The following is a 15,871-nucleotide window of genomic DNA, read 5'->3' on the forward strand; positions in this document are numbered from 1 at the left end:
TTGACACACCGGTCCCGCCGTCCTGATCCTGCGACCGGGCGAACTCGGGAGGTTCAACGGTGAAGCGCCGACGTTCCGCACTATTCCTCGTACTCGCGGTCTTGGCCGCCCTGGTGTCCGCCGCGCCGGTCGCGGTGGCGGCGGGCGGCACGCCGGTGAGCCAGGACGCCGCCATGTACCCCAGGGCGATCCGCCTCGCCCACAACGGCGCGGCGAACGGCCGGCTGCTGCTGACCACCACGGCCTTCCCGCCCGGCGGACCGGTGGGCGCGATCAGCGAGAGCACCGACGGCGGCACCACCTACCGCCGGGTGGGCGCCGTCGCCGACCCCGAGGCGCGGACGGGGTTGTGCTGCACGACGTTGTTCGAGCTGCCGCGCCAGGTCGGCTCGCTGCCGCCGGGCACGCTGCTGTGGGCGGGCAGCACCGGGCAGGACGGCGCGGACCGCCGGATGGCGTTGCGCGTGTGGCGCAGCACCGACCTGGGCCGCACGTGGAACCACCTGTCCACGGCGGTGCGCGCGAGCGGCACCGGTGGCCTGTGGGAGCCGGAGTTCTCCGTGGACGCCTCGGGCCGGTTGGTGTTGCACTACGCCGACGAGGGGCAGCCGGGCCGCAGCCAGGTGCTGGCACGGGTGGCCAGCAACGACGGCCTCCAGTGGACCCAGCGCACCACGACGGTGTCCGGCACCGCCGCCGGGCACCGACCGGGGATGGCCTCGGTGCGCCGCCTGCCCAGCGGCGCCTACCTGATGGCGTACGAGGTGTGCGGCTACGGCGGGCAGTACGACTGCGCGGTGCGCCACCGCACCTCCCCCGACGGCTGGTCGTGGGGCGACCCAACGGACCTCGGCCCGCTGGCCCGCACCCGCGACGGCCGCTACCTCGTCGCCACGCCGACCCTCGCGGTGACCGGGTCGGGACGCGTGCTGCTGGTCGGGCAGCGGGTGCTCAACGCCAACGGCTCGACCGCGGCGGGCAACGGCCTGGTCGTCTTCGCCGCGGGCCCCGCGCTGGACACGTGGAGCACCCTGCCCGCGCCGGTGGGCGTGCCGGGCGCACGACCCGGGGTCTGCCCCAACTACAGCCCCACCCTGGTCCCGCTGGACGGCGACCGACTGGCGCAGGTGACCACCGACGCGGGCGCGGACGGGGTGTGCCGCGCGTTCGCCGGGAACGCCGTGCTGCCACCCGCGGTCGAGCAGACCACGTCGCTGACCGCGGTGGGCGGCACCTGCGTGGACGCCGCCGCCGGTGGTGGGCGCAACGGTGACGCGGTACAGCTGTGGTCCTGCAACGGCGCCCCGGTGCAGCGCTGGACGTGGCGGCCCGACGGTTCCCTGACCGTCAACGGCCGCTGCCTGGACGTCCCGGGCGGGGCGACCGCCGCCGGAACCCCGTTGCAGATCTGGGACTGCAACGGCCTGCCACCGCAGCAGTGGCTGCACCGCCCGGACGGCACGCTGGTCAACCCGCTGTCCGGCCGCTGCCTGGACTCGCCGAACGGCGCGACCGCGAACGGCACGCGACTGCGCCTGTGGGACTGCAACGGTTCGGCCGCCCAACGCCTCACCCCGACCGCCTTATCCCAGCCGCTGAAGGCGGGCATGGTCGTCTCGCTGCGGGCCACCACGCCCGGTTTCACCGACCGGCGGTTGCGGCACCGGGACCGACTCGCGGTCACCTCGCCGATCGCGGCCGGCAGCCCGCTGCCCGACCGGCGCGACGCCACGATGGTGGTGCGCCCCGGCCTCGCCGACGCGTCCTGCTTCTCTTTCGAACCGGTCGGCTTCGCGGGCAGCCGCTTGCGGCACGCCGACTTCCGGGTTCGCCTCGCGGCGGACGACGGCTCGGCCCTGTTCCGCGCCGATGCCACGTTCTGCGCGGAACCTGCCGGTGTCGGGCAGGTCCGGCTTCGCGCGCACAACGTGCCGGACCGGCTCGTGCGGCACTACGCGTCGGAAGTTCACATCGCGTCCCCGAACGGTGGCAAGGCGTTCGACGCCCCGGCGGGCTTCACCGAAGACACGACCTGGGCCGTCGAGCCCGGACTGGAGTGACGTGACCACCTCCCTGCTCGGGCGCGCCACCGCGGTCGCGTCCGCCGTGTTGATCGCCCTATCCACGATGACCGTCCCGGCGTCGGCCGCACCGCGGCCCGCCGTCGCCCTGCGCTTCCTGATGATCGTCAAACCGCTGTCCACCGCGCCCGGCTGGAGCGGGCAGCTCTCAACCGCCCAGGTCGACGCGGCGCGCAACGCCTTCCTCACCACCTGGCCGCGGATGGTCCGCGACCTCACCGGCGGCAGCGTGTTCCTCCAGACCTCCGTGCAGGTCTCCCCCGACCCGCTCACCAGCACCAGCCCGGAGGGCATCATCCGCCCCGAGGACGTGCGCGGTGACGTGTCCCGCTGGGTGCGCAACGGCGGGTGGGACGGCGTGCTGGTGTACGGGGCGTTCCGCGACCACTCCTACTGGACACTCGGCGGCGCGGGACCGCACAACACCGGCTGGAGCAGCGTCAACGCCCGTGACGACCTGGGCTACAACCAGGACGCCCTGGCCGGCTGGACGCACGAGGCGCTGCACGGCCTCGCCCAGTTCTACTTCCGCCAACTCGGCACCGGTCGCGCGCCGCAGTGCGCCGACGACCCGAGCCGCACCGACGGCGTCCACTGCGCCGCCGCCTACGGCTACCACCAGAACTCCGGCAACCTGCCGTACTGGCTCGGTTGGTACCGCGACTACCTCAACGGGACCGTCGCCGGCGGCACGATCGGCCTCGGCTCGCCCGCCTGGTCGCGCGGCAACCGGCGGGAGAGCGCCCTGCGCCTGGCCCCGGGCGCCACCGTCCCGCACGCCCTCGGCGGCATCCGCAACGCGCTGGGCCGCTGCCTGGACGTCGCCGCCGGTGGACAGCTCAACGCCACCGCCGTGCAGCTGTGGGACTGCAACACCGCACCGGTCCAGCAGTGGGCCGTGGAAACCGACGGCACGATCCGGTCGATGGGCCGGTGCCTGGACGTTCCCGGCGGGCAGACCGGCAACGGCACACCGCTGTGGGTCTACGACTGCAACGGGTCGGTGTTCCAGCAGTGGGTGCGGCGCGCGGACGGCTCGCTGCTCAACCCGAACTCCGGCCGCTGCCTCGATGTCCCGGGTGGAGAGGGCGGCAATGGCACCCGGCTCCAGGTCTGGGACTGCAACGGAACCCCCGACCAGCGCTGGACGGTCGCGCTCTGACATCCCGGAGGTCCACCGTGCCACACCACCGACTCGTCCTCGCCGCGGCACTGGCACTCGCCACGACCCTCACGCCCGCCGGAACCGGTCACGCAGACGTGCCCGCCGGCGCGTGCGCACTGGCACCCACCACCGTGAACCTGTCCGAAGGTGTGCCCACCCCGCGCGGGTTCGCACCCTCGCGCGGCACCCTGCGCACCACGATGATCTTCGTCGACTTCCCGGACGCACCCGCCAACGACTCCACCACGAGCCTGCGCGACCAACTGCTGCCCGGCGGCCCGAACTGGTTCGCCACCAGCTCGTACGGCAACCTGTCCGTCTCGGTCAACGCCGTCACGAGCCGCTTCTACCGGATGCCCCGCCCCTCGACCGACTACGGTTGGCGACGTGGCCTCACCTGGCAGGCGCACGCCCGCTACCTCAACGACGCACTGGCCGCGGTCGGCCATTCGGCGTCGTTCAGCGGCACGAACCTGCTCTACGTCGTGCCCACCCGGGCCGCGTCGGAGATCTCCTTCTCCCCGACCTTCATGAGCGCGCTCACCGCGCCGGACGGCACGGTCATCGGCAAGTCGGTCACGTTCGGCCAGGACATGTGGGGCTGGGGCAGCAAGGTCCTCAACCACGAGACCGGACACGCCATGGGCCTGCCCGACCTGTACGCCTACGGCGGCGACGGACACCGGTTCGTCGGCGGCTGGGACGTGATGGGCCTGATCTCCGGACCGAGCCCCGACCTGCTGGCGTGGCACAAGTGGAAGCTCGACTGGTTGCGGTACGACCAGATCGGGTGCGTGAGCGCGTCCGGTCGCTACACCGACACGCTCGTGCCGGTCTCGGTGGTCGGCGGCCGCAAGGCTGTGGTGATCCGGACCAGCGCGACCACCGCCCTCGTGGCCGAGGCGCGAGCGCGCACCGGGCTGGACTCCGCGGTGTGCGCCACCGGTGTGCTGGTCTACTCGGTCAACACCGCCGTGGCGAGCGGCAACGGCCCGGTGCTGGTCAAGGACGCGCGGCCGAACTCACGCGGCTGCGGCGGGCACGAGCTGAACGATGCGCCGTTCGGCGTGGGCGGCAGGTTCCGCGACGCGGCGAGCAACACCACGATCAACGTGGTCGGCCGGTCCGGGGACAACTACACGATCACCATCGCGTTCGGTGTGAGCCCGTAGTCGATCGCCCCACAGCGCCACCCGCCCGGCCCGCGAAGATCGCGGGCCGGGCGGACGCGTGCCCGGCGGGGCATCGACGGACGGAGGGCCGGCCCCTGACCCAGGCATGGACGGGGTGAGGTGCAACCTGATCGAGGACGATCTCCAGCACGTCAGCCGGGCCGCCCTCGTGCGCGGTGTGCTGTCCGAGACCTGAAGAAGCCGTGGTGGTCGCGGGTGCAACCACCACGGCGGGCCGAGCGGTTACGGCGCCCAGGGGGACGCGAGGTTCCAGCTGCTGTCGGCGGTCAGCGTTTGCGGCCGGTTGAACCCGCCGTCGCCGTTGCCCGAGGCGATGAACACCTGGGACTCGTAGTGGCGCAGGTGGGAGCCGGGCGCGTTGATCGACTCGAACGTCAGGCCGGTGCCGCCCACGCCGGGTCGGGCGCAGAACGTGGCGTCGGCGCGGAACAACGCCGAGCCGTCGTCCTGAGAGTTGCGCACACGACTGGCCGCGTGGCGGAGGAACTGGCCGGGGAAGTTCACCGACTCGAACGAGTAGCAGGACGAGTCGGCCAGGCCGCGTCGGACGGTGTAGGTGGCGTCGGCCTTGAGCAGGGCGCTGCTACCCCCGTTGACGACCTCCGTGTAGGCGAGGCTGTCGGCGTGGCGGAGGTAGCGGTCGGTGTGGCCCCACGTGGTGACCTGCAAAGACCGGCGCACATTCGTGGGCAGCAGCACCGAGCTGCGCCACAGCGCCGGAGCGCTCGTGTCCCACGTGGCGTCCGCGGCGAAACCGGTCGCGGTGTCCCAGGCGTTCGGACCGCCGCTGCGTGCCAGGTAGGCGTTGTCGGCGTAGTGGCGCAGGTAGGCGCCGGGGAAGTTCAGCGATTCGAACGACGTGCCGCCGGCCGCCAGGCCGGGGCGGGCGCACCAGGTGGCGTCGGCGCGGAACGAGCCGCCGGTGTCGCCGTCCAGGCGGACCCGGCTGTCGGCGTGCCGCAGGTAGCGGCCCGGGAGGTTGACCGACTCGAACGAGTAGCAGCGGGAGTCGGCCAGGCCGGCCACGGTCCGGTAGGACGCGTCCTGGCGCGCGCCGTCGGCGCTCCCGGTGGTGATGACGTCGGTGCGCGCGGTGGAGTTCGAGTGCCGCAGGTACCGGTCGGTGAAGCCGGGCGTGGTGACCCGCAACGAGCGGACGTGTCCGAGGGTCATCGGCGACTGGGCGTTGAGGTTGCGCGAGGAGTTGATCAGGTCGGTGTGCGCGGCGCGCAGCTGGTTGGTGTCGACCTTCTGCACGCGCCGGTCGTAGGTGAGCAGGCCGTTGTACTCGCCTTCCAGGTCGGTGATCTCGGTGTAGACGTAGGCGGAGACGCCCTTGGTGGTCATCAGCTGCTTCACGTCGCGGACCATGCCGGTGTAGCGGTCGTTGAGCTGCGCGTTGCTGAACACCTGCTCGTAGGCGAAGAACTGGCCGTTGGGGCTGTACTCGTGGCCGGGAGTGCGCAGCCCGACACCGCCGAACTCGCCGAGCACGGAGAACCGGGTCGTTGACGGGCGTGGCGCGTCCGGTCCGGTGTAGACGTGCCAGTCCATCATGTCACCGGTGCCGGGGTCGCCCTTGGAGACACAGCAGTTGTAGCCGCTGTGCGCGTTCATCAACCGGGTCGGGTCGTAGTTCTCCAGGTCCGTGGTGACACGCCGGGTGTCGGCGAGGTTCCACTCCCCCCAGCCCTCGTTGAACGGCACGTAAGCGACCACCGATGGGAACGCGCGGTGCTCGTCGACGATCTCGCGTGCCTCGGTCTCGAACTGGGCGATCTGCGCCGGTGTGCGGTTCGCGTCGAACGCCGGTGTGGACGGCACGTCCTGCCACACCAGCAGGCCGAGCCGGTCGGCGTGGTAGTACCAGCGCGCCGGTTCGACCTTGATGTGCTTGCGCACCATGTTGAAGCCGAGGTCCTTGTGCTTCTGCAGGTCGGACGCGAGGGCCGCGTCGGTGGGCGCGGTGTAGAGCCCGTCTGGCCAGAAGCCCTGGTCCAGCGTGCCGACGTGGAAGACGAACTCGCCGTTGAGGGTGGGCCGCAGGACCCCGTCGACCAGCTTCTTGCCCACCTCGCGCATGCCGAAGTAGTTCACGACCTGGTCCACCGTGCCGCCGGAGGCGTTGCGCAGGGACACCCGCAGGTTGTAGAGGTAGGGGTCGTCGGGCGACCAGCGCCGGGCGTTGGGCACCGGCACGGCGAACTCGGTGAAGCCGCCGGTCGCGCTGCCCACCACGGTCGAGCCGGTCATCGCCTCGGCGAGCACGGTGTGGCCGGTGACGTTGCCGCGGGTGAAGACGCGGACCCGGGCGGTGTTGTTCGCCAGGTTCGGGTAGACGTCGACCGAGAAGATCGAGGACGTGGGCGTGGGTTCGAGCCACACGGTCTGCCAGATCCCGGAGGACGGCGTGTAGAAGATGCCGCTGGGATTGTTGACCTGCTTGCCGACCGGCTGCTTCTCACCGCGGCCGTCTGTCGGGTCGTAGACGCGGACGACGATCTCGTTCGTGCCGCCGTTGAGCTGCGGGGTGATGTCGACCTCGAAGCGGTCGTAGCCACCCTTGTGCGTGGTGACCTGCGTGCCGTTGACCCAGACGGTGGCCTCGTAGTCGACCGCGCCGAAGTGCAGCTGGACGCGCCGGCCGTTCCACGACGGCGGGACGGTGAACGTGCGGCGGTAGAACATCAGGTCGCGGTTGTCGTTGCGCATGATGCCCGACAGCGCCGACTCCACCGGGTACGGCACCAGGATGCGCTCGGGCAGGGTCTGCCCCAACGGGGGCGCGGCATACCGGTTGACGTTGCCCGCGCCGTCGGTGGCGGGGTTGAGGAACTGCCACTCGCCGTTGAGCGACTGCCAGTCGGGTCGGGTCATCTGCGGGCGCGGGTACTCGGGCAGGGGGTTGGTGGTGGACACCTGGTTGGTCCACGGCGTGGACAGCGGCGGTGTCTTGGGCACGATGGCGGCGGACGCGGCCGGTGTGGTCACGGGCACGACGGCGAGGCCGGCGGCCAGGGCCAGCACGGCCGCCGCCGAGGCGACGAGGCTGCGCATGGGACTCCTTCGGTGCAGGGGCGACAGGGGCGGTACGAAGAGCTACGGCCGTGACCGCTCTCCTGGCGGTTCGCTTCCACGGCCGTAGCCGCACGGACGAGCAGGGTCGGCCGTGCGGTCATCTTCGATCGGGCGACTTGGCCAGCGAGCGCTGGAGGATGACCACCACCAGCAGGAACGCGCCGCTGACCACGGATTGGACGTTGCTGTCGAGCGTGCCGATCTGGTTGATGACGTTCTGGATCACGGTGCGCAGCGCCACGCCGATCACGGTGCCGAGCACCGTGCCGAGGCCGCCGGTCAGCAGGGTGCCGCCGATCACGACCGCGGCGATGGCGTCCAGTTCCAGTCCGACGCCGATGACCGTGACGCCGGACTGGAGGTAGGCGGCGGTCATCGCGCCCGCGAGGCCGGACAGCACGCCCGACATCACGTACACCAGGACCTTCGTACGGGCCACCGGCAAACCCATGAGTAGCGCGGAGTGTTCCGCGCCGCCCACCGCGAACACCGACTGGCCGAGCGCCGTGCGGCGCAGCAGCACCCCGCCCGCCACGCACAGGGCCAGCGCGACGAACACCGGGTAGCCGAAGCCGAAGACCGTGCCGCGGCCCAGTTCGAGGAACGGCGAGTCGTCCGCGATCCGGTAGGTGGTGGCGCCCTCGGAGGTGATCGCCAGCAGCAGGCCGCGGGCGAACAGGAGGGTGGCGAGCGTGACGATGAACGGCGCCATGCCGGTCTTGGCCACCAGCAGGCCGTTGAGCAGCCCGATGAGCCCGCACACCACCAGCGGCAGCAGCAGGGCGACCAGGAAGCCCCACTGCGCGCCGTAGGCCGCCAGCACGCCGCCCAGCGCGTAGACCGACCCGACGGACAGGTCGATGCCGCCGGTGATGATCACGAATGTCATGCCGAGCGCGATCACGGCCAGGAACGAGCTCTGCAGCGCTATGTCACGCAAGTTGTCCGGGCTGCCGAACCGGGGGAAGGCGGTCCACGCGACCAGCACCATCAGCACCAGCGCCACGGCGGCGCCCTGCCGTTGCAGCACGCTCACCCAGGACGCCCGGCGGACGCGGGTCTCGACGGTCATCGGCTGCTCCGCTCACGGGCCAGGTAGACCGCGCCGACGATGATGGCGGCCTGCGCCATCTGCGCGGTCGAGTAGGGCAGGTTGTGCTTGATCAGGGTGGCGGCCACGAGCTGCATGAGCAGCGCGCCCATCACGGTGCCCAGGACGCGGACGCGCCCGCCGGTCAGCGGTGTGCCGCCGACGACCACAGCGGTGATCGCGGACAGCTCCATGAGCAGCCCCATGTCCGCCGGGTCCGACGCCGACAGCCGCGCGGTGGACAGCACACCCGCCACCGCCGCCAGCACGGCGCAGATGGCGTACACGCCCACCAACGCGCGCTTGACCGGCAGACCGGCCAGCGTGCTCGCCGCCCGGTTGCCGCCGATCGCCACGACGTGGCGACCGAACGTGGTCCGGCCGACCAGCAGTGCGACGACCACGGCGAACACCCCGGCCATCAGGACGCTGACGGGGACACCCAGCACATCGCCCGTGCCCAGCCACAGGAAGGTAGGGTCGTGGACCTGCACGAGCTGCCCGTTGGCGATGACCAACGCGAGCCCGCGCCCGCCGACGAGCAGCGCCAGCGTCGCCACGATCGGCTGGATGCCGAGGTAGGCGACGAGCACGCCGTTGAACATGCCCGCGATCAGCCCGGCCACGACCGCGATGGCGATCGCGGGCAGCGGGCCGTAGCCGAGGTAGAGCGGGATGAGCGCGGCGGACAACGCCATCACCGCACCCACGGACAAGTCCACGCCCTCGGTGCCGATCACCAGCGCCATGCCGAGCGCCACGATGCACACCGGCGCGGCCTGGACGAGCTGGGTGCGGAAGTTGCCGACGGTGAGGAAGTTCGCCGTGAACGCGATGTTGAACAGCAGCAGTGCCACGACGGCCGCGTAGACGCCGTACTCCTGCAACCACCGCGCGGTGCGGCGGCGGTCGAACCGGTCGAGCGCGAGAGCGGTCATGACTTCTCCACCTCGGAGTCACCGGTGGCGATCGCCGCGAGCACGTTGTCCTGGGTCAGCTGGTCCCCGACCAGCTCGCCGACGACCGCGCCGTCCTTGAGCACCAGCAACCGGTCCGCGCCGGCCAGCAGCTCCTCCAGTTCCGAGGAGATCAGCAGCACGGCCAACCCCTCCCGTGCGAGTTCGTCGATCAACGCCTGCACCTCGGCCTTCGCGCCCACATCGATGCCCCGCGTCGGCTCATCGAGCAGCAGCACCGTCGGTTGGGTGCACAACCAGCGGGCCAGCAGCACCTTCTGCTGGTTGCCGCCGGACAGCTCGGAGACCTTCTGCTCAGGACTCGACACCTTGATCCGCAACCGCTCGATGAACGTGTCCACGACGCGGTCCTGCTTCGCGCGGCTGACCACGCCGAAGCGCGACAGCCTCGGCAGGGCGGCGAGCACGATGTTCTCCCGCACGGACAGGTTCGGGATGATGCCCTCGGCCTTGCGGTCCTCGGCCAGCATGGTGATCCCCGCCCGCATCGCGCCCGCGACCCCCGAGCCGGTCTCCACGCCGCCGACGAGGACGGTGCCCGAATCCAGTGGCAGCGCGCCGACGATGGCCCGCGCGGTCTCCGAACGGCCCGAGCCGAGCAGTCCGGCCAGACCGACCACCTCGCCGGGCCGGATCGACACCGACACGTCGCGCAGCCGCTGCCCGCTGGTCAAGCCCTTGGCCTCCAGCACGGGTTCGCGGCCCGCGTGGTGGTCCTCGCCGAACGCGGTGGCGCCGTGCGCGCGGAGGTCGCCGACGCTGCGGCCCAGCATCATCGACACCAGCTCCAGCCGCGACAGGTCCGCCAACGGCCCGGTGTGCACGCGCCGCCCGTCCCGCAGCACGGTGACCCGGTCGCAGATCCGGTACAGCTCGTCCATCCGGTGGCTGACGTAGACGATCGCGATGCCGCGCTCGTGCAGCCGCCGCACGACCGAGAACAACGTCTCCACCTCGCGCGGCTCCAGCGACGACGTCGGCTCGTCCATGATCAGCACGTCCGCGTCGATCGCCACGGCCCGCGCCAGCGCGACCATCTGCTGCGCCCCGACGCCCAGCGTCCCGAGCGGACGGCGGACGTCCGAGCGGATGCCGTAGTCGGCCAGCAGGTCGGCCGCGTCGGCGTTGACCTTCTTCCAGTCCACCAGCCCGCGCCTGCGCGGCTCGCGGCCCAGGAACAGGTTCGCCGCGACGCTCATCAGCGGGACGAGGTTGACCTCCTGGTAGATGGTGGAGATCCCGGCCCGCTGCGCGTCCACGGGTCTGGCGAACTCCACGGGCCGCCCGCGGTGCAGCAGCGTGCCGGAGGTGGGAAGGTGCACGCCCGTGAGCACCTTGATGAGGGTGGACTTGCCGGCGCCGTTCTCGCCGACCAGGGCGTGCACCTCCCCCGGTTCCAGCTTGAACGACACCCGGTCCAGGGCGCGCACGCCCGTGAACTCCTTGGTGACGTCGACGGCTTCGAGCACCATCAGTACGCGTTCCCCAGCTTCGCGGCGGCGTTGGACTCGTCGTACTGGTCGTCGGAGATGATCACAGTCTCCGGGATGGCCTTGCCGTCGGCGAAGTCCTGCAGCGTCTGGAACGCCAGCGGCCCGAACCGGGGGTTGGACTCGATCACGGCGTTGTAGGCGCCGTCGGCCACGAGCTGCACCGCGTTGCGAGTGCCGTCGATGGAAACGACCTTCACGTCCTTGCCGGGCGTCTTGCCCGCGGCGCGCAGCGCGGTGACCGCGCCGATGCCCATCTCGTCGTTCAGGGCGTACACGGCGGTGATCTCCGGGTTCGACTGGATCAGCTGCTCCATCACCGCCTGACCCTTGGAGCGGTCGAACTCGCCGGTCTGCTCGGCCACGACCTCCAGCCCGGCGGGCAGGTTGTTCTTGAAACCCTTCGCGCGGTCGGTGGTGACGTTGTTGCCCGAGGAGCCGAGCAGGATGGCGACCTTGCCCGTGCCGCCGGTCACCTTCGCCATGGCCTCGGCGGCGCGCTTGCCCTGCTCGACGAAGTCCGAGCCGATGAACGTCAGGTAGTCGTCACAAGCCTTCGAGGTGACTTTGCGGTCGATCGTGATCACCGGGACCTTCTTGGCCTTCGCCGCGTCGAGGGCGGGCTGGAGGCCGTCTGAGTTCAGCGGCGCGACGACCAGCAGCTGCGCGCCGCGGTCCAGCAGCGACTTGATGTCGCTGATCTGCTTGTTCAGATCGCTCTGCGCGTTGGTGACCAGCAGCTTGTCGCCCGGCACGCCGAGCTTGGCAGCCTCGTCCCGGATCGACTGGGTCTCCGCCGTGCGGAACGGGTTCGCTTCCTTCTCCGACTGGGAGAACCCGATGACCGCGTCCTTGACGTCGATCTTCGGGTAGCCGATCGCCTCGCGGGAGCAACCCGCTCCGGACGACGGGGTGGCCGCGGCCGACGCGGCGGGGCCCGCGCTGCTGCCCGTGGTGGTCTGCTGTTCACGGGCGGTGCAGGCGGTCATCAGGACGGTCGCCACCGCCAGGGCGGCTCCGGCACGGACGAACTGCGACATGGGATTTGCTCCATCACTCCGGGTGTACGTGACTCGCGTCACGAGGCATTTTTTACATCGTTGGAACAACGTTGTAAAGACCCTTCGCGGCAGATAGCCTCCATTCGACCCCAGCACCGCTGGTCGAATGGAGGCAGTGGTTGGCCACGCTCAAAGACGTCGCCGCGCTCGCGGGCGTGTCGGTGAAAACGGTGTCCAACGTGGTCAACGGCCACGAGTTCGTCAAAGCCGAGAACCGCCGCCGGGTCGAGGAGGCCCTGCTCGCCACGGGCTACCGGCCCAACCTCGGTGCGCGCAACCTGCGGCGAGGTCGCACAGGCTTCCTCGCGCTGGTCCTGCCGGAACTGGGCATCCCCTACTTCGCCGAACTGGCCGGGCTGGTGCTCCAAGCGGCTCAGGCCCACGAGTGGAATGTCCTCATCGAACAGACTCTCGGCACCCGCGAGGGCGAACGCGCGACCCTGGCTTCCCTCGGCACGCACCTGATCGACGGCGCGATCGTCAGCCCGGAGGCGTTGCAGGAAGGCGACTTCGCCGCGCTCGCGCCCGGCATCCCCGTGGTGATGCTCGGCGAGCACACCGTGGACCTGCCCATCGACCGCGTGGGCATCGACAACGTCGCCGCCGCCGAGGACGCGGTGCGGCACTTGGTGTCGCTGGGACGTAAGCGGATCGCGGCGATCGGCGCACATCCGCACCGCGGCACGGCCGCGCAACGCCTGGAGGGCTACCGGTCGGCGTTGACCACCGCCGGATTGCCACTGCGGGACGATCTCGTGGCGACCGCCCTGAACTACCACCGCCGGGACGGGGCGACGGCTATGGCGGAGCTCTTGGCGCTGCCGGAGCCGCCCGACGCGGTCTTCTGCTTCAATGACCTCCTCGCCGTCGGTGCGCTGCGCATGGCGGCCGAACGTGGTGTGCGCGTGCCCGAGGACCTGGCCGTGGTCGGTTTCGACAACAACGAGGAAGGCAGCTACGGCCGCCCTTCGCTGACCACAGTCGCACCGGACAAGGCAGCCATCGCCGAGGCGGCCGTCGACCTGCTGCGCCGCCGCGTCGAGACCCCCGACCTGCCGCCGGAACGGGTGCAGACGCCGTTCACGCTGGAGATCAGGGAGAGCACCGGCGGCTGAACCGGTCGCAGGTGCGATCCACTCACGATCGGGTGCGCCCGGTGCCGGACAACCGGTCCCGTCCACGCCGAACCCGCCCTTCCCGGAGCGCGCCCGAACCCGCCTCCTGATCGCTGAAACGGGTCTGGGTGCGGTGCCGGTCGTCGGACACGTGCCGTGTCCGACGACCGGCATCGGTGGTCAGGCGCAGCGGGTGGAGAACCCGTTGGCCAGCACGCCGCACAACGCGGCCTTGCCCTGCGGGTACTGGCTGACCAGGGAGTTGACGAACCAGCCGGACGTGGACGGGAAGCCGAACGGCGGGTTGGCGCCGATCTTGCCGTCGAAGCCGTACCGCCAGTCCAGGTCGATGAAGACCACCGACCCGATGACCTGGGACAGGTCGTAGCCGGTGCCCAGGAAGCTGGTCTGCCGTCCGTCGATCACCCCGTTGGGGATCGGTCCCCGATAGTTCAGCAACGTGCCGAGGCGGTCGATGAACGCCTTGTAGTCGGCGTCGGACTGCCGGCCGGAGCCGTCGAGCGAGCCGCTCATGCGCTGCACGCCGACCTCGGAGAGGATGATCTTCTTGCCGTGCTGCTGGGCCCACCACATCATCCGCAGCACGTTCTGGTCCACCGGGTACTCGTGGCGGATCGCGTTGCGGTTGCCGTTGACGATGGCGTCGTAGTAGCCCAGGCAGGTGCGGTTGGCGGTGTTCTGCTCACCGTTCCAGTAGGGCGTGCCGTTCTCCCAGAACGGCTGGCACAGGTCCTGGTTGAAGATGCTCAGACCGACCTGGTCGACCACGTCGTCACCGGGGTAGAGCTTGTCGAACTCGCCGCGCACCGGGTGGTAAACGTACTTGACGTTCGCGCCACCGCCGGTGCGCGAGTCGATGAGCTGCACGAGCTTGCGGAAGGCGTTGCGGTACGTGATGCAGTCCGTGCCGTTCGCGCAATGGAACGCGCTGCTGACCTCGTAGTCCAGGCGCAGCAGGAACGTCGAGCCGCGGTGGGCGTTGATGTAGTTCGTCAGCGCGGTGAACTGGTTGTCGTACCGGCCGGCGGCGATGTCCGCGGTGGCCTGGCGGGACGCCTGGAGGTGGGTGTTCGGGTCGCCGTTCCAGGCGGGCGGGTAGTCCTTCCAGCTGATGCCGACCTGGATCTGCTTGCCGCGCGCGGCCAGGAAGTCGGCGTAGGCCAGGTGGGACGACGAGCCGGACTGGCCGGCGAAGCCTCCGTCGCGCACGCCGTAGTACACCGAGCCGCCCGCCGGGTCCGTGCGGGTCGCACCGGTCAGGTCCTGCCACGCGGCGGTGTTGCTCTGCCCCACCAACAACTGCCTGCCTGATGTGGGTGGCGGCGTCGTCGTCGTGGTCGTGGTGGTCGTGGTCGGCGGCGGGGTGCCGTCGGTGCCGTTGACGTACTGGGCCTTGCGAAGCTCGGCGATCCAGCGGGCCTTCACCGTCGGATCGGCCTGGACCCGCGAGTCGCCCCAGTAGCCGTTGGCGCAGCCGGGTTGGCCGGCGGGAGCGCCGTTGCACTGCCACTGGGTCTGGGCGTCCCAGTTGGTGTTGATGTAGGCGACGGCGCGGATGACGTCGCGGTTGGCGGTGACGTAGGAGAACAGGTCGTTGAACCAGGTGTCCACGATGGTCTGGCCGCTGACCGGCTGTGGGTTCTTGGCGAAGATGCAACTGGAGGTCTTGGAGCCGGTGGTGAAGCCCTGCGGGGCGGCTTCGGAGATCATCACCTTCTTGCCGTGACCGCGGGCGAAGGACAGCACCCGGTCCTGCAACGCGCGCGGGCTGATGCTCGGTGCCTTGCACGCCCACTGGTAGCGGTTGTAGGTGCTGCCGTAGAAGGCGGACATGCCGACCCAGTCGACCACGTCGTCACCGGGGTACCACATGTCGAAGTGGTTGGGCGCGGTGACGACGTAGCCCCACTCGGGGTTGCCGGTGTGCTCGTCGAGCGGCCACGCGGCCGACTGCCACACGGTGGCGATCTTGTTGGCGCCCAGGGCGTTGATGCGGCCCTTGATGTAGCGGAACGCCTGCTTGTAGAAGTCGGCGTTGTAGCAGTTCCACGGACCGTCGTACTCGTACCCGATGCGGAGGAAGACTTCCCTGTTGTACGACTTGAACTTGGTGATCATCTCGTCGACCTTGGCGCGGTACTGGGCGACGAGGTTGCCCTGCACGAGGTCGGCGTCGGTGCGGCCGATGATCGCGCGCAGCGGCTGGTTGCCGCAGCCCGCCGTGGCGTCGGAGAGGTAGAGGCCGACTGCCAGCGACGCGCCGGGGAACTCGCTCAACGTCCGGTTGAAGTCGACGGTGCCCGAGCCCCAGTTGACGGGGCCGTTCATGCCGGCCAGCGGTGCGGGGGTGCCGCCCAGCACCAGGTTGGTGTAGAGGGTGACACCACCCGGCTGCGGGGTGTTGGTCCCGTTGAGGACGTCCCGCTTGTAGTCCGACAGCGTGTCGCTGTCCTGGCCCACGAACATCCGGATCTTCTCGTTCGCGGGGATGTTCGGGTCCGCGGCGGCCGGTGCGAACTGCACCAGGCCGAGGGCCAGCGCCGCGGCCACCACCAGTGAGAACAGAGATCGTCGTTGACCCATGTGCCTTCTCCTTCGTT

The 15,871-nt window shown here is 70.5% G+C and carries 10 protein-coding genes; 4 read left to right on the forward strand and 6 right to left on the reverse strand.

Annotated features, from left to right (window positions below):
* Window positions 1–59: 59 nt before the first annotated feature.
* The 3 genes from A6A25_RS20825 to A6A25_RS20835 are packed head-to-tail and all read left to right on the forward strand — an operon-like array spanning window position 60 to window position 4,418.
* Window positions 60–2,060, forward strand: a complete 2,001-nt coding sequence (locus A6A25_RS20825; protein ID WP_083668514.1) for an AbfB domain-containing protein — start codon at window positions 60–62, stop codon at window positions 2,058–2,060.
* Window position 2,061: 1 nt separating this feature from the next.
* On the forward strand, window positions 2,062–3,243 hold the full coding sequence (locus tag A6A25_RS20830; RefSeq protein ID WP_073892447.1) for a ricin-type beta-trefoil lectin domain protein: 1,182 nt from the start codon (window positions 2,062–2,064) through the stop codon (window positions 3,241–3,243).
* A 17-nt stretch (window positions 3,244–3,260) separates the two neighbouring features.
* Window positions 3,261–4,418 carry a M6 family metalloprotease domain-containing protein gene (locus A6A25_RS20835; protein WP_073892448.1) on the forward strand — a complete coding sequence of 386 codons (1,158 nt, stop codon included), beginning with the start codon at window positions 3,261–3,263 and terminating at the stop codon, window positions 4,416–4,418.
* 243 nt (window positions 4,419–4,661) lie between these two features.
* Here the strand turns inward: A6A25_RS20835 and A6A25_RS20840 are convergent, their stop codons facing one another.
* The 5 genes from A6A25_RS20840 to A6A25_RS20860 all read right to left on the reverse strand — a co-directional run bounded on the left by A6A25_RS20840 (window position 4,662) and on the right by A6A25_RS20860 (window position 12,114).
* Window positions 4,662–7,496: an AbfB domain-containing protein gene (locus A6A25_RS20840; RefSeq protein WP_073892450.1), complete on the reverse strand. Its 2,835-nt coding sequence runs from the start codon at window positions 7,494–7,496 to the stop codon at window positions 4,662–4,664.
* Window positions 7,497–7,614: 118 nt separating this feature from the next.
* Window positions 7,615–8,589 carry an ABC transporter permease gene (locus tag A6A25_RS20845; RefSeq protein WP_073892451.1) on the reverse strand — a complete coding sequence of 325 codons (975 nt, stop codon included), beginning with the start codon at window positions 8,587–8,589 and terminating at the stop codon, window positions 7,615–7,617.
* Window positions 8,586–9,545 carry an ABC transporter permease gene (locus A6A25_RS20850; RefSeq protein ID WP_073892453.1) on the reverse strand — a complete coding sequence of 320 codons (960 nt, stop codon included), beginning with the start codon at window positions 9,543–9,545 and terminating at the stop codon, window positions 8,586–8,588. Before A6A25_RS20850 ends, A6A25_RS20845 begins: the two co-directional genes overlap by 4 nt.
* Window positions 9,542–11,056, reverse strand: a complete 1,515-nt coding sequence (locus A6A25_RS20855) for a sugar ABC transporter ATP-binding protein (protein ID WP_073892454.1) — start codon at window positions 11,054–11,056, stop codon at window positions 9,542–9,544. The genes A6A25_RS20850 and A6A25_RS20855 overlap by 4 nt, the downstream gene beginning before the upstream one ends.
* Window positions 11,056–12,114, reverse strand: coding sequence for an ABC transporter substrate-binding protein (locus tag A6A25_RS20860; protein ID WP_073892456.1), 1,059 nt, complete (start codon window positions 12,112–12,114; stop codon window positions 11,056–11,058). The genes A6A25_RS20855 and A6A25_RS20860 overlap by 1 nt, the downstream gene beginning before the upstream one ends.
* A 140-nt stretch (window positions 12,115–12,254) precedes the next feature.
* Between A6A25_RS20860 and A6A25_RS20865 the strand changes: the two genes are divergently transcribed.
* On the forward strand, window positions 12,255–13,250 hold the full coding sequence (locus tag A6A25_RS20865) for a LacI family DNA-binding transcriptional regulator (RefSeq protein WP_073892457.1): 996 nt from the start codon (window positions 12,255–12,257) through the stop codon (window positions 13,248–13,250).
* A 180-nt stretch (window positions 13,251–13,430) separates the two neighbouring features.
* Here A6A25_RS20865 and A6A25_RS20870 read toward each other — a convergent pair whose 3' ends face one another.
* The gene (locus tag A6A25_RS20870; RefSeq protein WP_143193307.1) at window positions 13,431–15,854 is read right to left on the reverse strand and encodes a hypothetical protein; all 2,424 of its coding nucleotides are present in this window, start codon (window positions 15,852–15,854) and stop codon (window positions 13,431–13,433) included.
* Window positions 15,855–15,871 lie beyond the last annotated feature (17 nt).

Origin of the sequence: Saccharothrix sp. CB00851 (assembly GCF_001905065.1) — a bacterium.
Classification (GTDB): domain Bacteria; phylum Actinomycetota; class Actinomycetes; order Mycobacteriales; family Pseudonocardiaceae; genus Actinosynnema.